The following is a 20,034-nucleotide window of genomic DNA, read 5'->3' as shown; positions in this document are numbered from 1 at the left end:
GACAGAACTTCCGTCTCGGGAAAAATCACTCGCTTCGGAATTGTTGAGCGAACAAATTAATCTAATCATCGAGTGGAATATAGCATATCTGGAACTTCAGAAGCCAGAACTGAGATGTTAGTTTCATGTTATGCTAGATCGCCAAAGTCCATTTCTCCCGAGGAACCCCAATGATATCGCCACGCTCGCCGAGCAGCGAATCCTCAGTGATATTGTTTCTGGCAAATTGCTGCCCGGTCAGCGGCTTTCGGAGCAGTCATTGTGCCGGAATTACAAGTTTGGCCGCGGCATTATCCGCACCGTTCTCAGTCGATTGTCTCACAGGGAGTTTGTGATCTCCCATGCTCGTAGTGGCTGGAGGGTTGTGCCGGTAACCGCGATCGGCTTGCGAGAGATCACGCTCGGCCGAAGGCAATTGGAGCCTCTTCTGGCGGAGGTCGATCTTTTTCAGCGCGATATCGAGCGGATCGAGGCAATCTGCGATATGCAGGCGGCGATTGCTTCGCATACGGGGATGTCGGCCGACCGGCTTTCTCTTCTTCGCCGCTACGAGCGCGAAATTCTCGATATTCTGGCAGGGCAGATCAAGGCGCCGGTGATCGCGGGCTGGCTCGCAAACCTCTGGGACCGGTCGGAATATTATCTGAATTTCTTAGAGGCCGCCGCGCCGATGAAACTGAAGCCGGCCGATTGGAGCGTCTATATCGACGCTAAAAAGGCAGGGCGCATCAAGGATGCCGCCGCATTCATTCGCAAGACGGGTGATGCTTTCGCAGCCTTCACTCAGGCCCAGCTTCTTCAATCCGATCTCGAAATGCCCGTTGCCCGCAAACCACGTAAGAGAACGGCTGTCGGTGAGGATCTATCCTCGGTGCACTCTACTCATCCGCCAGCGACGTCGAAAAGGATTCTGTAGATGAAAATGCTTCGCGCTTTGACTTTCGCGGCATTGATCGGCGTCGTCATGCCGACACTCGGTTTTGCTGCAGCCAAGGAAACGGTCGTCATCGACCTCGTCAGCGAACCGTCGTCGCTCGATCCCCATAAACAGTGGAACCCGGACAGCCATTTCGTCTATCGCAACATTTTCGACCAGCTCTTAAGCCGCGACGACAAGGGAGAGATCATCCCGTCGATTGCGAGGTCCTGGGCCTACAAGTCCGACACGGAAATCGTCTTCACCGTGCGGGACGATGTCACCTTTCACGACGGACAGAAACTGACGGCGGAAGACGTCGCCTTCAGCATCAACCGCATCATCGACAAGAAATTCGCAAGTCCGCAGCTCAGCCAGTTCAACAAGATCCTTTCCGCCACCGCGTCCAGTGCCAGTGAAGTGACCATCAAGACCGACGGGCCGTATCCGGTTCTTCTGGCGCAACTGGTGAAGCTGTCCATCGTACCGAAGCATATCGTCGAAAAGGTCGGCAATGATGCCTTCAACCTCGCGCCGGTCGGCTCCGGCGCTTACAAGTTCGAAAAGTGGCAGCGTGGCGTCGATGTCGTTCTGGTCCGCAACGACAATTACTGGGGTGACAAGGGGTATTTCCTGCGCGCGGATTTCCGCGCAGTGCCGGATGCCGCGACCCGCGTCGCCAACCTGAAGGCCGGTACCGCCGATCTGGCGGTGACGCTCGATCCCGATCTCGCAGCACAGCTCGAAGGAGCGGGTGGCGTCAAGGTTCTGACTGCCGTCACCGAGCGCATCGCCTATCTGAAGCTGAATACGAGCCGTCCGCCCTTCGACGATGTGGAACTGCGCCGCGCGGTTGCCCAGGCGGTCGATCGCCAGTCGATCATCGAGGGTCTGCTCGGCGGCTATGACAAGCCGGTCTCGCAGCTGGCCTCCCCGGATTACAAGGGTTACGTCGCCGGTATCCAGGGCCTGCCCTTCGACCCGGATCAGGCAAAACAGCTCGTTCAGAAAGCCGGCGCCAAGGCGGCGGAGCCGATCGCCTTCGTCACGTCTCCGACCTTCGATCAGCGCATCGTTCAGGCACTTATTCAGCAGCTCAACGACGTCGGCTTCAAGATCAATGTCGAAAGCGTCGATTTCGCCACCTATCTGCAGCGTGCCCAGAGCGAAAAGACCAAGCAGCCGGCAATTTCCTTTGGCCGCTGGTCCTGCGCCTGCCAGGATGCGGACGGCATCTCGTTTCCGCTGCTTCATTCGAGCAGCTCGTTTTCGGCGCTCTCCGATCCGAAGATCGATGCGCTACTGGAAGCCGCACGCAACACGCTGGACCCGGACAAGCGGCTCGTCGCCTACAAGGATGTCGCCACCGCGGTTGCAAAGGATGCCCTCATCCTGCCGCTTTACCAGGCAGCCGTGATCTACGGCGCTTCCGAAAAGCTGAAATGGTCTCCGACCGCAAACGAGAGCTTCTTCCTCAACCGGGCGAGCTGGAGCGAATAGCGAAAATCATGCCCGCGTTCGCATCGTGACGGGCATGAAGGACACCGATGCCGCCTTTCGGCGGGCGCCGGTTTTGGAAAGGGTAATACAAGTGGGCGGGTTTGTTGTCAGGCGGTTGGTGCAGGCGTTGATCGCGCTTTTCGGCGTCATCACGCTTGTCTTCTTCCTGCAGCGGCTCACCGGTGATCCGGTTTTGCTTCTCGTGCCGCAAGGGGCGACACAGGCAGATACTGACGTGATGCGTACGGCGCTCGGTTTCGACCGTCCGCTTTATATCCAATATTTCGGTTTCCTTGCCGATCTGGTCCGGTTCGATCTCGGCCGATCCTATGTCCAAAATCTTCCTGTGGTCGATATCATTTCAAGCCGGGTTCCCTATACGCTGGAGCTTGCTGCAGGCGCGCTGGTTGTTGCGATCGGCCTCGGCGTGCCGATCGGCATTCTCATCGCCGTCCGGCGCGACCGCTTCGAGGCTCGCTGGCTGATCGGGCTTGTTCTGATCGGTCAATCCATGCCGACTTTCTGGACCTCGGTCCTGCTCATCATGTTCTTCGGGGTCTGGTTGCGCTGGCTGCCGCCCTCCGGCGTCAACGGTTTCCAGAGCCTGATCATGCCGTCGCTCGCGCTCGGTTTCCTGTCCATGGCGACGTTCGCGCGGGTGACGAGAACCTCGGTGCTGGACGAACTCAGCAAGGATTACGTGCGGACCGGTCTGGCCAAGGGGCTTTCGATGTCGCGGTTGATCGCCCATCACCTCATGCGCAACGCAGCCGTTCCGATCGTAACCATCTCGGCGCTCGAAATCGCCAATCTTTTGACCGGTGCGATCATCATCGAAACCGTTTTCGCCTGGCCGGGGCTTGGCCAGCTGACCATTCAGGCGATCAGCGCCCGCGATTTCTCGATCGTGCAGGGCGTGGTCATCATCGGTGCGGCAGCGGCGATCCTTCTCAACCTGATTGCCGACCTTCTTTACAGTATCATCGATCCGCGCATCCGACTGCCGGGGAGGGACGCATGAGCGCGGCACTATCCTCCATCGGCCGAGTGCTCGGCCGGCCGCCGATCGGGATCGTCCTTGCCATCGCGACAGTGGTCGTGATTCTGGTTGCCGCAATCTTCGCGCCGCTGATTGCGCCTTACGATCCCAACGTGCAAAACCTGCTCGGGCGTCTGAAGCCGCCGGGTTTCGTCATCCGCAACACGCATTATCTGCTGGGTTCGGACGAACTCGGGCGCGACACGTTCAGCCGGCTGATCTACGGCGCGCGGATCTCGTTGCTCGTCGCATTCGCCTCGGTCGTGCTGTCGGGTATTACGGGCAGCATACTCGGCATGCTCGCCGCCCTTTATCGCGGCTGGGTCGAAACCGTGATCATGCGCGCCGTCGATATCGTCCTGTCAATTCCGGCCATCCTGATGGCGATCATCACCGTCGCGACGCTCGGCCCGGGTCTGCAGAACGTCGTGTTCGTGCTCGTGCTGACGCGTTGGCCGCGTTATGCGCGCGTCGCCTATGGCCAGACGCTCATAATCGCCAATACGTCCTATCTGCGTCTGTCCCGTTCGATGGGGGCGGGCTGGTTCCACATCCTTAGGTATCACGTCCTGCCCAATATCGCCGGCGCGATCGTCGTGGTGGTCACGCTAGAATTCGGATTGATGGTGCTGTTCGAGGCGGGACTTTCCTTCCTCGGCCTCGGCGTGCAGCCGCCGACCGCAAGCTGGGGCGTGATGCTTTCGGTCGGCCGTAATTATGTGGCGAATGCCTGGTGGCTGTCGGTCATACCGGGGGCCGCACTTTTCCTTTTCGTTTTGTCTGTCAATGTTCTGGGCGATTTCCTGCGGGACCGCCTGGATCCGAGGAGCCGTTGAAATGGTCGATTTTTCCGAGGATTTCGAAGATAAGCACGTCGTCGTCACCGGTGCCGCTGGCATTTTCGGCGGCTGGATTGCCAAGGCGTTCGCCGGGGCCGGTGCGAAGCTTATCCTGACCGATGTCGATCCCGGGCGGCTTGCCGCAGCAGCCGCGGAGATCGGCGATGGCAGCCACCTGCAATATGCCGCCGATCTGACCTCGGATGCCGATATCAAGGCGCTGCTGGCCTATGTCGGCGAGCAATGGGGTTCTGCCGACGTGCTGGTCAACAATGCTGGTATCTATCCATCCGGCTTCCTTCTCGACATTACCGGCGAAGACTGGGACCGCATCTTCGACATCAACCTGCGCGCGCCTTTCCTGCTGTCGCAGGGCGTCGCCAAGCAGATGATCGCCAAGGGCGTCAAGGGATCGATCGTCAATATCTCGTCCGGCGCCTCGCGCAAGATGCGACTGACTGCGGCGCCCTACAGCACTTCGAAGACAGCGCTCGACCGGCTGAACAAGGGGCTGGCGCTCGAACTTGCAGCCTTCGGCATTCGCGTCAACATCGTCGAGCCGGGCTTTGCGCCGGGCAGCGACGTCAATCACCTGACCCAGGAACACATAGACAGCGTCACGAGCAACATCCCGCTCGGCCGCATTTCTCTGCCGGAAGATGCGGCGAATGCCGTTCTCTATCTGGCGTCGGATGCGGCCTCGTATGTGACCGGCGCCACCTTGACCGTCGATGGCGGCAATTCGATCGGTTCGCTCGCCGTCTTCCAAGCCAAAAAGCAGCCTCTCTGAGAAACGAAAAGGATGTCTGATCGGATGAAGAGCACCTATGCACCGTTTCCTGCCTATACCTGGCCTGAAGGCAAGACGAGTGCCGCGCTGTTCAGCGTCGATGTCGATGCCACAGCGCCGTTCTTATGGGAGCATCGCGATCACCTGCCGGAGCGGCTTGCAAGGTTGGAACTGCGCCGCTTCGGCCTTCGATCCGGCCTGTCACGGCTGCTGGATCTCTTTGCCCGCTATGGCGTGAAGGCGAGTTTCTATGTGCCGGCCATCGTTGCTGAAACCGATCCGGATCTTCTGCCAGCGCTTCTGAATGCCGGCCACGAGATCGGCCTGCACGGCTATTTCCATGAACTTGTGCGCGATGTCGACGATCGCGAGTTCAGCGCGGCAATAGAGGCGAGCCTCGATCTGTTCCTGCGCCAGACCGGCCGCCGACCGGTCGGGTTTCGTTCGCCTGCCTGGGAAATGACGCCGCATATGCTGCGGGAGGTGAAGCGGCTCGGGCTTTCCTACGATTCCTCGCTGATGGGCTTTGATCACCCTTACGAGATCGACGATGTGGTGGAGATCCCGGTCCAGTGGGCGCTGGACGATGCCATCTTCTACAAATTTGAAGGCAGCGGCAACGATCGCCAGGCGCCGGTTTCCGGCGCGGCCGTTCTCGACGACTGGCTGGCGGAATGGCGCACGCTGCACCGGTTCGGCGGCCTGTTCACGCTGACGGTGCATGACTGGATTTCCGGCCGTGCGCAAAGGATCGCGCTTCTCGAAAAGCTGCTGGAAGAGATTACCGCCGAGAGCGGCGCGTGGGTCGCGACCGCTGAAGAGATTGCCCGCCATCATGTTGCGTCGGCTAATTCCGGGCATTTTGCCGTGACATCCGATATCCCCGCCGCGATCGGTCCGCGCCGTTTCGGGTTTTCGTCATGAGTGAGAATTGGCAGATCGGCAAAGCCGAGACACGCAGCAGCCATGGGCTTGTCGCCTGTCAGCACTGGCTGGCGGCGGAGGCCGGTGCGCGTGTCCTTTCGGAAGGCGGAAACGCCGTGGATGCGGCCGTTACCACAGCGCTCGTCCTCAGCGTCGTCGAACCCTGGCTATCGGGTATCGGTGGCGGTGGCTTTTTGTTGCGGGCCGATGGCGTTTCCGGTGATGTCGATGTGCTCGATTTCAATGTCGTTTCGCCAGCGGCGCTTGATCCGGCAGACTATCCAGTCGTCGGCGGCGATGGCGGCGACTGGTTCAGCTGGCCGGCCGTCGAAGGCGACCGCAATCTGATTGGTTACGGATCGATCTGCGTTCCCGGTACGGTCGCGGGCCTTGCCGAGGCACTGTCGCGCTTCGGCACGATATCCTGGGCGCAAGCGCTTGCACCAGCCATCGAGCAGGCGCATCGTGGTCTGCTGGTGGATTGGTATGCGGCGCTTGCGCTTGCCATCGACGGACACAATCTGTCGCAGTTTCCCGCCTCTTCTGCGCTTTTCCTGCGCGATGGCCGCGCGCCGCGCGTGCCGGAACGCGGTAAGACGCTGTTTCTTCCAATGGCCGCCAAGGCGGCAACACTCGAGCGGCTTGCAGAGGCCGGCGCCCGCGATTTCTACGAGGGCGAGATTGCCGGTCGGCTCGTTTCGGGCCTGCGCCAGGGCGGCTCGCGGCTTTCCGGTCATGACCTTTCTTCCTATCAGCCGCGCTGGCTATCGCCCCAGACACAAGCCTATCGGGGCCGTCTCGTTCACGCCGTGCCGGGCCTTTCCGGCGGGCCGACATTGCTGTCGGTGCTGCCGAACTCGAGACGAGCCTGACGCCGAAAGATCCGCTTTCCGGTGAGGCTGCCCTGGTGTTTGCGCGCGCATTGCGCCGGGCAAACGAACATCGTTACCGCAACCTTGGCCATGCTGCCGGGCAGAGCTGCACCAGCCATATCAGCGTCGTTGATGCCAACGGCACCATGGTTTCGTTGACCAATACGCTGCTGTCGCGTTTCGGCTCGAAAGTCGTCGTGCCGGATCTCGGTTTTGCGCTGAACAACGGCGTCATGTGGTTCGATCCGCGTACCGGCCGGCCGAATTCGCTAGTGGCTGGACGTCGACCGCTTTCCAATATGAGCCCGGTCATCGCTACGCGCGACGGCCGGCCGGAACTGGCGCTCGGCGCTGCCGGCGGGCGACAGATCGTACCGGCGGTCGCCCAGATCCTCGCCTACATACTGGCCTTCGACATGCCGCTTGAAACGGCGCTATCGGTGCCGCGTATCGATGCCAGCGGAGCCGGCATTCGAGTAAGCCGTTCCGCCAGCGCAGAAGTGGCGGCTTCGGTCGCAGCCGAATTCGACGTCGAAGTGGTCGAAGATACACTCTATCCCGTCAATTTCGCCGTTCCCTCCGCGGTGATGCGCCAGGACGGCGTCAATATGGGCATGGCGCATCCGCGTAACCCTTGGGCCGCCGTTCGCGAGGGGCGGCCATGAAAAAGCCTGTCCTGAGCGTCGAGGATCTGCGTGTTGCGATCAGTGGCAATCCTGTCGTCGATGGCGTCAGCTTTTCCGTCGCGGAGAGCGAGATCGTCAGTCTCGTCGGAGAATCGGGATGCGGAAAGTCGATGACGGCATTTTCCGTCATGGGCCTGCTGCCGCCGGTCGCTTCGATCACCGGTGGCTCGATACGTCTGGACGAACGGCAAATCAACGGGCTTAATGCGAAGGCGCTGAAAAGCCTGCGCGGCAACGACATGTCCATGGTCTTCCAGGAGCCGGTGGCCTCGCTCAATCCGTTGATGCCGGTCGGGCGCCAGATCGCCGAGAGCCTGCTCGTTCACCGCAAGCTCGGCCGCCGAGAGGCGCAGCGGCAGGCGATCGCCATGCTCGAAGAGGTCGGCATTCCTGAACCGGCCCTACGCGCCAGGCAATATCCGTTTGAACTATCGGGCGGCATGTGCCAGCGGGTGATGATCGCCATGGCCTTGATCACCCGGCCGCGCCTGGTGATCGCCGACGAGCCAACCACGGCGCTCGACGTGACCATTCAGGCGCAGATCCTCGAATTGATGAAGCGCCTTCGCACCGAGACCGGAACCGCCATCCTGCTGATCACCCACGATATGGGCGTGGTCGCCGATATCGCCGACCGGGTCGCGGTCATGTATGCCGGGCGCATCGTTGAGGACGGCGCCGTCGACGATATTTTCCGCGAGCAGAAACATCCCTACACGCGCATGCTGCTGTCCACCATTCCGCGGCTCGACGGCAGCGATGCGAAATCCTTCCTGCCGACGATCAAGGGCATGGTGCCAGATATCGGCCAATGGCCGGAAGGCTGCCGCTTCTCGACACGCTGTCCGCTGGTGGATGAGGAGTGTCGCCGCATGCCACCGCTTGCGCCGTCCGGCCCCGGTCGGGATGCCGCCTGCTGGCACCAGGATCTCATCGGAGGTCTGGCATGAGCGATAACCTGCTTCGCATCCGCGATCTCAAGGTTCATTTCCCCATTCGCCAGAGCTCGTTCGGTGATACCTCCGGGCTGCTGAAGGCGGTTGACGGCGTCGATCTGGAGATCGAGCGAGGCGAAAGCGTCGCCCTCGTCGGTGAGTCCGGCTCCGGCAAGTCGACGCTTGGGGCTGCGGTCGTCGGCATGCAGAAACCGACATCAGGGCATATCGTCTTTGATGGCAACGAGTACGGGAACGGCAGGGCAAACGCCAGGCGGCGCATGCGCGACATTCAGATCGTGTTTCAGGATCCGGTTTCGGCGCTGAACCCGCGCATGGATGTCGGCGAAAGCATTGCCGAGCCTCTGGCGATCCACGGCGTCGGAAGCCGCGAGGATCGGCGGCATCGCGTCTCGGAGCTTCTGGAGCTTGTCGGTCTCAATCCGCAGCATGCCGACCGCAAGCCCAACATGTTTTCCGGCGGTCAGCGTCAGCGGATCGTCATTGCCCGCGCCATTGCGTTGCAGCCGAAACTGCTTGTGCTCGACGAGCCGGTTTCGGCACTCGATGTGTCGATCCGCTCACAGATCCTCAACCTGCTGCTCGAACTTCAACAGCGTTTCGGGCTTTCCTACCTGTTCATTTCCCATGACCTATCGGTTGTAAGACATTTCGCCGATCGCGTCGCGGTCATGTATCTCGGCCGGCTTGCCGAGACCGGCCGCACGGCGGACGTGTTTTCCAACCCGGCCCATCCTTATACGGAAGCGTTGTTGAGCGCTGTTCCGCTGCCGGATCCGAAGGCGCAACGCACGCGGCAACGCGTCATCCTGCAGGGCGATCTGCCGAGCCCCGCCAATCCTCCGTCCGGGTGCCGATTTTCAACCCGATGTCCAATCGCCGAGCCCATCTGCCGCGAGACGTCTCCCTCGCTGCTGCCGGTTCGCCCGATGCAACAGGCAGCCTGCCATCTGCGCGTGCCGGCTTTGCCCATTTGATTTCGCAAAAGCCGTGACAGGGCCGCGCGACAGACTAACCGACCTTATTTTAACGCGTTTCTCAGGAGTGGAAAAATGAAATCGCCTTCGCTCGTCTCTCTGGCCGCCAGCATAAGCCTTGGCCTGCTCGCCATTACCTCGCCGGTTCTGGCCGCCGAAAAGCAGCAGTTCGTCGTGGATCTGGTCAATGAGCCGTCCAGTCTCGATCCGCAGCTGCAATGGAACCCGGACAGCTATTTCGTCTATCGCAACATTTTCGATAATCTCGTCACGCGCGATAATGGCGGCAAGATCACGCCGCATATCGCCACGGCCTGGAAAAATGCCTCCGACACCCAGATCGTCTTCACCCTTCGAGACGACGTGAAATTCCACGATGGCACCGCGCTGAAGGCGGAAGACGTCGCTTTCAGTGTCAACCGGATCATCGATCCGAAATTTGCAAGCCCGCAGATCAGCCAGTTCAACAAGATCGAAAAGGCAGAGGCGACGGGTGAGCATGAGGTCACCCTGACCTTGAAAAAGCCCTACCCGGCGCTGCTTGCGGCCCTGACCAATCTGTCGATCGTGCCGAAACATGTTGTCGAGCAAGTCGGCAATGCCGCCTTCAACCTGTCGCCGGTTGGATCCGGGCCATACAAGTTCGCCAAGTGGGACAAGGGCATCGCCGTGTCGCTCGCACGCAACGACGCTTATTGGGCGACGAAAGGCCCGTTTGCAACGGCCGTCTTCCGCGCCGTGCCGGACTCTTCGACGCGCCTTGCCGACATTCAGGCCGGTATGGTCGATTTCGCACGCGCTCTGACGTCAGACCAAGCAGGACAGCTTCAGGCTTCGCAGAATGCCAAATCCATCCCTGTTCTGACCGAACGGCTCGCTTATGTCCGCATCAATCCGAACAAGGCGCCGTTCGACAAGCCTGAACTACGTCAGGCGCTCGCTTATGCCATCGACAAGGAAGGCATTACACAGGGTATACTCGGGGGTCTCGACAAGCCGATCGGCCAGATGCTGACGCCGGCCCATTTCGGCTGGAGCGACAGGGTGAGCGGCCTTCCCTATGATCCGGAAAAGGCAAAGGCACTGGTTTCCAAGGTTGGCGCTCCGCCGAAATTCCAGTTCACCATCGGTGCCTTCTTCGATCAACGCGTGGCTGAAGCCATCCAGCAGGAACTGCAGGATGTCGGTTTTTACGTGGAGATCGCCAAGGTCGATACGCCGACCTTCCTGCAATTGATCCAGAAGGGTCCGGCCGATGGCCCGACGCTTGCGATCAGCACCTCTTCCTGCAGTTGCCAGGATGCAGACGGCGCCCTTAACTCGCTGTTCCATTCGGGCAGCACCTGGACGATCACATCGAAGCCCGAGATCGATGCCCTGCTGGAACAGGCCGGTTCGTCTCCAAGCGAAGCAACGCGTCTTGCCGATTATGAGAAGGTAAGCCAGTTCATCGCAACAGAGGTCCCGACCATCCCGCTCTACCAGATGGCCGCCATCTACGGCGCCAACAAGAAGCTCGAATTCACGCCGACGCCGAATGAAAGCTTCTTCCTCAACCGGATGAAGTGGACGGATTGACGATAACGCTCGGGTTGCGGGGAGCAGCCTGCATCCCCGCAACGTCGGGCAAGATCCAAAGATAGTGCCTTTTTCGTTGTTTGCGCCGGATCCTGAGAGGCTAATTCAGCATATTTCCTCATTTTTAAGTTTCGATATCGCTGAGGAGGTATTTTGACGGCCCTGTAGTTTGTAGGCTAAGCTTTTGCCGCAGCATATGAAAGCTGCGAAGGAATTCCATTACTTGTGTCTAAAGTTGCACTATTGTAGATAGGCGGGCCGCCGGTTCGTGTCCTTTCAAGACGCAAGAGCGACTTCTGTCTTTATGAATTCCAAGCTTTTCGTTCAAATTGGTGCCGGAAAACCGAACTGGCCGCTGGCATAAACGAGTGCCCGTGTGGTGCCTTCCTTGACGATCGCCTCCACCCGGCCGACCAGAACGGCGTGGGTGGGAGAATCGTATTCGCATTCCAGCCGGCAGTCGAAGACGCTGAGCGCGTCGCCAAGTACGGGCGCGCCGGTGGCAAGCGTGTTCCAGGTGCCGAGATTAAACCGATCGGCGCCGTAGATTTTCGTCATTCCGGCAAAGCACTGGGCAAGCTCTGCCTGGCCTTCGGCAAGGAAATTTGCCGAGAAGCAGCCATTGGCGCGCAGATGTGGAAGGATAGCACTGTTGCGGTTGATACATGCCAGGATCATCGGCGGCTGATCGCTGAGCGAGCACACCGCCGAGGCCGTCATGCCATGGCGCAGATCGCCATGGCCGGTGGCAAGGATCGTCACCGGCGTCGCGACCTTTTTCATCGCCGCCCGAAAAATCTGGGCGTCGATGGGTGGCGCATCCATCTGCCCGGCGATCTTGATCGTGTCCATCATCATGCACCTGCCTTCCGACGCTTGTTTCGGGTTTGGTGAATTTCTATTTTGCCATAGGCGTCGATGTATCGCCGCCGTTCAGCCATTTCAGGATCGCGACCAGATGTTCGCGTGTCGCCTGTTCCGCCTCAGCGGCCCTGCGGCCGCGGATGGCATCGACGATCATTTCATGGTGCCGCCAGCCGGTCTCGTTCGTGTATGCCGGCAGGCGCGTACGGATCGTCTCGTCCCAGGTGAGGTCCATCACCTGCTCGAGCAGGTAGGCGGCCAGGATGTTGTGGCTCGCAACCGCAATCGCCCGGTGGAAAAGATTGTCGTTGCCGCGATCAAAGACCGTCGGTTCGGACAGCGCATGGGCAGCGACGATGTCGTCAATCTCGGTCGGCGTGCCGCGGATCGCCGCCAGTCGGGCGATCTCTGGCTCTAGCAATAGACGGACTTCCCACAATTCCGCCGGGCTCGTCCGGCTCGCGATATTGGCGCGGGTGGCTATCGCCTGTTTTGTATTGCGGGCCTTGCCCTTGGATGGCGGCAGGCCGCGGGATTTGTTTTCGGGAATGCTGTTTTCGTCGCGCAGCGTTGAAAGCGCCTTGCGCAACATATGGCGGCTGACGCCGATCTGCTCGGCAAGCTGTCGTTCGGGTGGGAAATCACCGTTTCCGGCAAGGCCGAGAATGGCCTGGGTGACCTCTTCTATGGAACTGGGCGAGTTTTTCACATCGATGCCTGCGTTCATGGTGCTCCTCCAGATTTTCAGAATGGAACGCGCCGGATATTGCTCCGGCTTCCCTCCGAAAACTGTGCTTATTGTGCGGCCGCCTTGTGGGCGGTCGTTTTGGTTTTTATGCGACCCAATGTATATGGTTGAAGCAACCATATGTCCATATTGCATCTTGGTTGAATAGTGGTTGGCCATGAGTTTTATTGGTTGTGCACACAAATTAGCCAAATTCGACTATGCTCAAATTTTTTTCACGAAATTTCACATCGTATATATGTTATGAAAAACAATGTCTTGAGTGGCTAGAGTTTGTGATTTTGCATGCTGCATCTGCGAAAACTTGTAAAAAACTCGAAAAGTTTCGCTTGCAAGCCGCTCAACCAAAGTCTAGCGTTCGATAACGGTTATGCAGCGGTTGCACATTTGGTTGTGTGACGCTGTTGTGTCAACCAAGTACGACCAAATTCATCCCTGGAAATAGATCCAGCGCGAATGCTGCGAAAACAGCCCGACGCTTTTGCCCGATCCGGACCTTTGGATCGGTAGGAAACCTGTGCGCCCATCCTGCCCGATCAACTTGCGGCCGGATCTGGAAGAAGACGGAAGTCAGATATGAACACGATGACGACAATCATTCCGAAACACGCGCTGAAGACTGGCGAGGAATTCAAGGCCTCGCTCGACGACGGCCGCCAGCTCTGGGTGAACGGCACCAAGATCGCCAAGGTGATGGACGAGCCGGCGCTTGCTGCCGGTATCGAGCTGATGGCGTCGATGTTCGACGACCAGTTCACCGAGGAATATGCCGAGGCGACGACGGTTCTCGACAAGAAGTCAGGCCTCGTCACCGGTCGTTCCTGGCAGGTGCCGGAGACGAAGGAAGAAATGATCGGCCGGCGGATGATGATGGAATACACATCCCGCAAGACGGTCGGAACCTTCGGCCGCCCGCCGGATCTCGGCCCGACGCTTGCGGTCGGCATCCTGGCGCATCTGCATCTGTTCAAGGATTTCAAGTCGGCCTTTCCGGAGTGCCAGCCGGATTTCGTCGAAAACGTCCAGCGTTACGTCGAATTCGGCCGGATGAACTCGATCACCTGCGCCGAAAGCCTAACCGGCCCGCAGAACGACCGTTCCTCGCCGCTTGCCCAGGCCGCCTCACTTCTGCGCGTCAAGCGCGTTGAAAAGGACGGTGTCTATATTTCCGGCGCCAAGTCGGTCGGCTCGATCGCGGCGCAGACCAACGAGATCTTCTTCTCCAACCTTGCCTATCCCGGCACGCCGGCGGAAGCCGCGATCTGGGGCGCGGTGCCGATCAATTCCGAAGGCATCAAGCTCGTCAGCCGCGAGATGCTCTCCAATCCGGGTGCCGATCCGTTCGACCATCCGCTCGGTTACAAGGGCGAGGAAGCCGACCAGCTCGTCATCTTCAAGGATGTCTTCGTTCCGAAGGACCGTATCTTCAACCTCGGCAACGAACACGTCTCGGCGATTTCCGGCAAGGCAACCCTGTTTGCCCATTACCACGTGCTGACCCGCCTCAAGGTGAAGTCGGAAGTCTTCGTCGCCTGCGCGAAGATGGTGACGGAAGTGCTCGGCACCGGCCAGATCCAGGGCGTCCGCGCGATGCTCGCCGAGATCATCGAATATAACCGCACGCTCGAAGCCTTCATTCTCGCGGCCGAAGCCAATGCCGAGATCAACGAGAGCGGCGTCATGTGCCCGGACGTGATGATGATCACGACAGGCCGGCTCTACGCTATCCGCAACTATCCGCACATCATCCACGTGCTGCAGGAAATGTGCGGCCAGGGCCTCGTCATGCGCTTCGGCAAGGCCGCCTTCGAAAATCCCGACATTGGCCCGGATCTTGCAGAGCTTCTGCCGGGCAAGGGTGTGACCGGCATGCAGAAGGAGAAGCTGATGAACTTCATCTGGGACCTGACCTGCTCGTCGCTCGCCGGCCGCGTAGCGCTGTTCGAAAACGTCAATGCCAGCCCGGCGCCCCGCATGCGCGAGCGTCTCGTCGCTGAATTCGATACGTCCGCCATGGTCGCGGATCTCAAGAAGATTGCCGAGCTCGACTAAGGGATTTCAAACCATGCCTACTCAACATGAAATGGTGAAATTGTTCACCGAACAGCTCAGGCTTTGCGCGATGAAGCCGGAAGAGACGGTGATCATCCTCTGCGAGGACGATATTCGCGCCGATTACGCCCAGGCCTTCATGCTGGCGGCGCGCGATCTTGGTGCGACGCCTTTCCAGATCACCGTGCCATTGCGTGAAAAGCGCTCGGCCCGGCAGACGACGGGCAAGACCGCGATTGCCGGCAACCGGCCGGTGATCGAGGCACTCAAGAAGGCGGATCTGATCGTGGACGTCATGGGCACGCTGTTTTCGCCTGAACAGGACGAGATCTGCGAAGCCGGCGCCCGCATGCTGTTCGTCCGCGAACCTTATGACGTGCTTGCCCAGAATTTCCCGAATACAGATCTGCGCCGGCGCATCGAACACGGCGAAAAGCTTCTGGAAAAGGCAAAGACGCTGCGTATCTGGTCCGATGTCGGCACCGATGTCACCTATGAAATGGGCGGCTACCGGGTGATGACCCAGTATGGCTACACCGATACGCCCGGCCGCTGGGACCATATGGGCACCGGTCAGGTGCTAAGCCAGGCCACCGACGGCAAGGTCAACGGCACCGTGATGATCATGCCGGGCGATACCGTCACCGCTTTCCAGCGGATGATTGAAAGCCCGGTTAAGCTCACCATCAAGGACGGCTTCGTCACCGATATCGAAGGCGACGGCATGGATGCGCCGCTGCTGCGCGATTACATGGAGAGCTTCCGCGACCCGCGTGCCTATGCGATCAGCCATATCGGCTGGGGCCTGCTCAACACCGCGACCTGGTTCCATCGGGCGATCACCCGTACTCGTACCCAGGAAATCAGCGTCAACTCGCTGAGCTATTACGGCAACGTCCTGTTCTCCACGGGCCCGAATACCGAGCTCGGCGGCAAGAACGACACGATGTGTCACATGGATATTCCGCTCAGGAAAACCTCGCTGTCGCTCGACAATGTCACCATCGTCGACAAGGGCCGCATCGCCATTCCCGAAATGGCCGTCTGAACCGTGCCGGCCCCCTGCCGGGGGGCCGTTCATGCCTGAAATCTGGGCCTGAAATCCCATGCCGGACCGGCGGAGAATACAGGAGAGGCGATGACCCCGATCGACGCATCAGAAACTGCAGAAAAGGGCAAAAGGCTCATGCCCGGTCTGCCGAGCGTGACGCTGACGGCCTGGCAGAGACAACAGCGCGGCCTGACGGTTTCGCTGATGGCGCTGCCGACCGCCGCCATGATCGGGGTTTTTGTCATGCCGCTGCTCGTCCTGCTCTGGATGAGCTTTGGCGGCGGCAGCAAGACTGGTTTTTCGGTTCAGGGCTATATCGACCTGATGCAGCCGGTCTATCTGAAGCTGTTGATGTTCACGCTGCAGTTGGCCTTCATCACCACCATGCTCTGCGCGCTGTTCGCCTATCCGCTCGCCTATCTGATGGTCAATGTCAGCTCGCGTTTTGCCGCCTGGATGGGCGTCGTGCTGTTCATCACGCTGTGGCTGAGCTTTCTGGCCAGAACTTTCGCCTGGATCATTATCCTGCAGCGGCGCGGCATCATCAACAATTTCCTAGTCGGCATCGGCGTCATCGATAGCCCGCTCGAACTCGTCTACAACAAGCTCGGCGCCTATATCGGCATGGTCCATATCCTTCTGCCCTTCATGGTCCTGACCCTGATCCCGGCCATGAAGGCGATCGATCCGGCTTATGTCCGGGCGGGCCTCAGCCTCGGGGCGAGCCCGGCCAAAGTCTTCCGCGATATCTACGTGCCGCTTAGCCTTCCCGGCCTCGTCGCCGGCTCGATGCTGGTCTTCACGCTCGCTTTCGGTTTCTTCATCACCCCGGCCATTCTCGGCGGCGGTCGCGCGCCGACCATCGTCATGGCGATCCGCGACCAGATCCAGCAGCTCGGCAATCTGCAGCTCGCGGCAGCCACATCCATGGTCCTACTCGTCTTCTGCCTCGGCCTGCTGTTCCTCTACGACCGCCTCGCCGGCATCGACCGCATCTACGACAAGGGAGGCAAGTGATGGAAGTTCTCGTCCAGGGCAATGCCGCCCGTGTTTTGAAGGCTTATGGCTGGGTGATGCTCGTCATCATCATCCTGCCGGTGATCATGATCGTGCCGATCAGTTTTGGCGCAGGCAGCGCCATCGTTTTCCCGCCGAAAGAACTGTCGCTCGAATGGTATTATAACCTTGTCGACGATCCCCGCTGGGGCCGCGACGCACTGCTATCATTGCAGGTGGCCGGTGTCGCCACCCTGCTGGCGACCGTCACCGGCACGGCTGCGGCGATCGGCATGTCGCGCATCGAGAACAAGGCGCTGTCCAAATTCCTGAAAATGTTCTTCATCGCGCCGATGATCGTGCCGCTGATGGTGATTTCGGTCGGCCTCTATATCGTCTTTGCACGAAATGGTCTGCTCGGTTCGATGTGGGCGCTGGCGATCGCCCATGCCATCGTCGTTCTGCCCTTCGTCGTCATGCCGGTCATGTCGCGGCTCGCGAGCCTCGACCCGGCCTATGAACGGGCGTCCGCCTCGCTCGGCGCGACCCAGATCCGCACGCTTTTCGAAGTGATCCTGCCGCTGCTCGTGCCGGCCATCATTGCCGCCGCGATCTTCTCCTTCGTCTTTTCCTTCGACGAAGTGGTGCTTGCACAATTCCTCGCAAGCCCGCGTTTCGAAACCCTGCCGCGCAAGGTCTGGGATGGTCTGAGCCAGAACGGTCTCGACAAGACCGTTACCTCGATCGCCTCCGTCCAACTGTTCATGGTGCTCGTGGCCTTTGCAGGCTGGAACATCTGGAAAGCTGCTCGCACCGGTGTTCTCGCCAGCCGTGCGAGAGCGCTTGCCGCCATTGCCGCGAATACAAAAAACGCGCCCGCCGTTGACCTCCCTGCCAATGGATCTTTGCCCATGAACGTCGCACTCAAGTCTGCTCCGCCCGTCGGCACGCCCGCCATCCTCCCCTCCGCAGAGGCAGGTCCCGCCAAGGCCAGCGAACAGCATGGCTACGGCATCGATTTCCAGCACATGAGCAAGTTCTACGGCGACAAGGTCGTCGTGGAAGAGGCGAACTTTTCGGTCAAGCCCGGCGAGTTCTTGACCATTCTCGGCCCTTCGGGTTCGGGCAAGACCACGCTCCTGATGCTGGTTGCCGGCTTCATTTCGCCCGATGCCGGCCGCCTCATGCTCGGCAAGCGCGACATTTCCCGCGTGCCGCCGCATCAGCGCGATATCGGTGTCGTCTTCCAGTCCTATGCCCTCTTCCCGCATATGACCGTGGCGCAGAACGTCGCCTATCCGCTCCGAGCCCGTGGCGTCTCGAAAGCCGAGCAGCAGGCCAAGGTGAAATGGGCGCTGGAACGGGTCCATATGCAGGACTTTGCCGAACGCCGCATCGCTCAGCTTTCCGGCGGCCAGCAGCAGCGTATCGCGCTTGCCCGCGCCATCTCCTTCGGTCCGCGCGCACTTTTGATGGACGAACCGCTCTCGGCGCTTGACCGGAACCTGCGCGTCGAAATGCAGCGCGAGATCCGCAGCCTGCAGCAGAGCCTCGGCCAGACGGTGATCTTCGTCACCCATGACCAGGAAGAGGCGCTCAACATGTCCGACCGCGTCGCAGTCATCAATGAAGGCCGCGTCCAGCAGGTCGCCACACCGCGCGATCTCTATCTGAAGCCGCAGAACAGCTTTGTCGCCAACTTCTTCGGCGAATCCAACCTCTTCCACGGCACGGCCGATGGCAACAGCCTGAAATGCGGTGATCGGGACTTTCCGTTAAGCCAAGCGAATTCCGACACGGCGATCCTCTGCGTGCGGCCGGAAACGGTGCGTCTCGCAGCTCCGGGCCAGCCGGCGCCTGAATGGGCGATCGAGGGGACGCTGACCAATGCCCGTTTCCTTGGCAGCCTTCTGCATATGCAGTTCGCGACGACCTACGGCACGCTCGTCGTGACGCGGCCGCTGGATGGCACGATCGAGATTCCCGAACAGGGCGCCGTCCGCCGGCTGTTCTGGGCTCCGGAGACCGCACACGTGATGACCCACTGACGGCCAACGCCGTCTCGACCAAGCAGGCAGAAAACCAAATTCACCCAACCGCCCCGAACGCCTCCCAAGCACGTCCACCGGGCCAATGTTTCCAACAGGAGAGACCGATGAAATCTAGATTTGGATTATCCGCCCTCGTGGCACTGGCGATGTCATTGCCGATCGGCCTCCATGCTGCGGAAGCGCCTACCGAATTCAAGGGAACCGGCAAGCTCGTGGTCAACAATTGGGGCGGCCCGACGGTCGAGAAGATGCATGCCGCCTGGTATGGCGATTTCCCGAAGGCAACCGGCATCGATGTCACCTTCACGTCCATCCCCGACGTCGCGAAGCTGAAAATCATGAGCCAGGTCGGCAATGTCGAATGGGACGTCGTCGATTTCGAAGGCGCGCAGATGCTGCAGGCCATGAAGGACGACCTGCTGGAGCCGATCGATTACGACCTGATGTACAAGCTGGTGCCGAAGGATCAGCTCGATCCGGCGCAGATGACGAAATACGGCATCGGTTCGATTGCGTTCGGCACGATCATGGCCTGGAACACCGAGTCCGTCGGCAAGAAAGGTCCTGCCAACTGGACGGAATTCTTCGACAAGAAGGCCTTCCCAGGCCGCCGCGCGCTTTATGCCCGTCCGAAGCCGACGCTGGAAATCATGCTGATGGCCGATGGCGTGGCGCCGAAGGACATCTATCCGATCGATATCGACCGGGCCTTCAGGGCACTGGCAAAGTTCGGTCCGAGCGTCGATCTCTGGGTGGAAAAGACCTCGCAATGGGACGTGCTGATCCAGAACAAGGAAGTCGATCTGATGGGATCGAGCCTTGGGCGCACGGTCACCCAGATCGACAAGGGTGAGCCGCTCGCGATCAACTTCAACCAGAGCATAATGGAACAGTCTTTCTGGACGATCCCCAAGGGTGCACCAAACGTCAAGGACGCCCAGAAACTCGTTGCCTGGATGGCGCAGGCCGAGGGCGAGCGGGCGTCGCTCAAGCTGTTTCCCTATTACAGCGTCGCCAACAAGACGGCGTATGACGGCCTGCCGAAGGAGCTTCTTGCGAAGATGCCCGGCACGCCGGAACACTCGGCCAATAGCCTGACGATCAATGCCCAGTGGTGGCTGGAGCACGATGCCGAAGTCCAGACCCGTTGGCTGAGCTGGCTGAGCAGCCGCTGAGCCGGCGCTCCATTCTCTGA

At 60.1% G+C, this 20,034-nt stretch carries 18 protein-coding genes; 16 read left to right on the top strand and 2 right to left on the bottom strand.

Annotated features, from left to right (window positions below; translation table 11 throughout):
• The first annotated feature begins 130 nt into the window (after positions 1 to 130).
• The 11 genes from EPK99_RS05350 to EPK99_RS05305 all read left to right on the top strand — a co-directional run bounded on the left by EPK99_RS05350 (position 131) and on the right by EPK99_RS05305 (position 11,077).
• Positions 131 to 916, top strand: coding sequence for a GntR family transcriptional regulator (locus EPK99_RS05350; RefSeq protein WP_128441775.1), 786 nt, complete (start codon positions 131 to 133; stop codon positions 914 to 916).
• Positions 917 to 2,416, top strand: coding sequence for an ABC transporter substrate-binding protein (locus EPK99_RS05345; protein ID WP_128441772.1), 1,500 nt, complete (start codon positions 917 to 919; stop codon positions 2,414 to 2,416).
• A 91-nt stretch (positions 2,417 to 2,507) separates the two neighbouring features.
• On the top strand, positions 2,508 to 3,437 hold the full coding sequence (locus tag EPK99_RS05340; protein WP_128441770.1) for an ABC transporter permease: 930 nt from the start codon (positions 2,508 to 2,510) through the stop codon (positions 3,435 to 3,437).
• Positions 3,434 to 4,291, top strand: a complete 858-nt coding sequence (locus EPK99_RS05335; protein WP_128441767.1) for an ABC transporter permease — start codon at positions 3,434 to 3,436, stop codon at positions 4,289 to 4,291. The genes EPK99_RS05340 and EPK99_RS05335 overlap by 4 nt, the downstream gene beginning before the upstream one ends.
• 1 nt (position 4,292) lies before the next feature.
• Positions 4,293 to 5,084: an SDR family NAD(P)-dependent oxidoreductase gene (locus tag EPK99_RS05330; RefSeq protein ID WP_128441765.1), complete on the top strand. Its 792-nt coding sequence runs from the start codon at positions 4,293 to 4,295 to the stop codon at positions 5,082 to 5,084.
• A gap of 24 nt (positions 5,085 to 5,108) precedes the next feature.
• Positions 5,109 to 6,008, top strand: a complete 900-nt coding sequence (locus EPK99_RS05325; RefSeq protein WP_245455689.1) for a polysaccharide deacetylase family protein — start codon at positions 5,109 to 5,111, stop codon at positions 6,006 to 6,008.
• On the top strand, positions 6,005 to 6,880 hold the full coding sequence (locus tag EPK99_RS25675) for a gamma-glutamyltransferase (protein ID WP_245455687.1): 876 nt from the start codon (positions 6,005 to 6,007) through the stop codon (positions 6,878 to 6,880). The genes EPK99_RS05325 and EPK99_RS25675 overlap by 4 nt, the downstream gene beginning before the upstream one ends.
• A 35-nt stretch (positions 6,881 to 6,915) precedes the next feature.
• Positions 6,916 to 7,545 (top strand): gamma-glutamyltransferase, encoded by a 630-nt coding sequence (locus tag EPK99_RS25670; protein WP_245455685.1) that lies wholly within the window; start codon positions 6,916 to 6,918, stop codon positions 7,543 to 7,545.
• Positions 7,542 to 8,516, top strand: a complete 975-nt coding sequence (locus EPK99_RS05315; RefSeq protein ID WP_128441761.1) for an ABC transporter ATP-binding protein — start codon at positions 7,542 to 7,544, stop codon at positions 8,514 to 8,516. Before EPK99_RS25670 ends, EPK99_RS05315 begins: the two co-directional genes overlap by 4 nt.
• Positions 8,513 to 9,499, top strand: a complete 987-nt coding sequence (locus EPK99_RS05310) for an ABC transporter ATP-binding protein (protein WP_128441759.1) — start codon at positions 8,513 to 8,515, stop codon at positions 9,497 to 9,499. Before EPK99_RS05315 ends, EPK99_RS05310 begins: the two co-directional genes overlap by 4 nt.
• Positions 9,500 to 9,574: 75 nt before the next feature.
• Positions 9,575 to 11,077: an ABC transporter substrate-binding protein gene (locus EPK99_RS05305; protein ID WP_128441757.1), complete on the top strand. Its 1,503-nt coding sequence runs from the start codon at positions 9,575 to 9,577 to the stop codon at positions 11,075 to 11,077.
• A 324-nt stretch (positions 11,078 to 11,401) separates the two neighbouring features.
• Here the strand turns inward: EPK99_RS05305 and EPK99_RS05300 are convergent, their stop codons facing one another.
• Both EPK99_RS05300 and EPK99_RS05295 read right to left on the bottom strand, forming a co-directional pair.
• The gene (locus EPK99_RS05300) at positions 11,402 to 11,929 is read right to left on the bottom strand and encodes a flavin reductase family protein (protein WP_205909053.1); all 528 of its coding nucleotides are present in this window, start codon (positions 11,927 to 11,929) and stop codon (positions 11,402 to 11,404) included.
• A 46-nt stretch (positions 11,930 to 11,975) separates the two neighbouring features.
• Positions 11,976 to 12,668 carry a FadR/GntR family transcriptional regulator gene (locus tag EPK99_RS05295; RefSeq protein WP_164901704.1) on the bottom strand — a complete coding sequence of 231 codons (693 nt, stop codon included), beginning with the start codon at positions 12,666 to 12,668 and terminating at the stop codon, positions 11,976 to 11,978.
• A 597-nt stretch (positions 12,669 to 13,265) separates the two neighbouring features.
• On the opposite strand from EPK99_RS05295, the gene EPK99_RS05290 reads away from it, so the two are divergent.
• The 5 genes from EPK99_RS05290 (at position 13,266) to EPK99_RS05270 (ending at position 20,014) form a co-directional block, all read left to right on the top strand.
• A complete protein-coding gene (locus EPK99_RS05290) occupies positions 13,266 to 14,741 on the top strand; it encodes a 4-hydroxyphenylacetate 3-hydroxylase N-terminal domain-containing protein (protein WP_128441750.1) in 1,476 nt (491 codons plus the stop codon).
• 13 nt (positions 14,742 to 14,754) lie between these two features.
• Positions 14,755 to 15,789 carry a 2,5-dihydroxypyridine 5,6-dioxygenase NicX family protein gene (locus EPK99_RS05285; RefSeq protein ID WP_128441748.1) on the top strand — a complete coding sequence of 345 codons (1,035 nt, stop codon included), beginning with the start codon at positions 14,755 to 14,757 and terminating at the stop codon, positions 15,787 to 15,789.
• Positions 15,790 to 15,879: 90 nt separating this feature from the next.
• Positions 15,880 to 16,809, top strand: coding sequence for an ABC transporter permease (locus EPK99_RS05280; RefSeq protein WP_128441746.1), 930 nt, complete (start codon positions 15,880 to 15,882; stop codon positions 16,807 to 16,809).
• On the top strand, positions 16,809 to 18,836 hold the full coding sequence (locus EPK99_RS05275) for an ATP-binding cassette domain-containing protein (RefSeq protein ID WP_128441744.1): 2,028 nt from the start codon (positions 16,809 to 16,811) through the stop codon (positions 18,834 to 18,836). Before EPK99_RS05280 ends, EPK99_RS05275 begins: the two co-directional genes overlap by 1 nt.
• Before the next feature lie 107 nt (positions 18,837 to 18,943).
• On the top strand, positions 18,944 to 20,014 hold the full coding sequence (locus EPK99_RS05270; RefSeq protein WP_128441742.1) for an ABC transporter substrate-binding protein: 1,071 nt from the start codon (positions 18,944 to 18,946) through the stop codon (positions 20,012 to 20,014).
• The last annotated feature ends 20 nt before the right edge of the window (positions 20,015 to 20,034 follow it).

The sequence above is a fragment of the Neorhizobium lilium genome, from assembly GCF_004053875.1.
GTDB lineage: Bacteria > Pseudomonadota > Alphaproteobacteria > Rhizobiales > Rhizobiaceae > Neorhizobium > Neorhizobium lilii.
The sequence above is the reverse complement of the archived record's forward strand: the minus strand, read 5'-3'. Positions and strand labels throughout refer to the sequence as shown.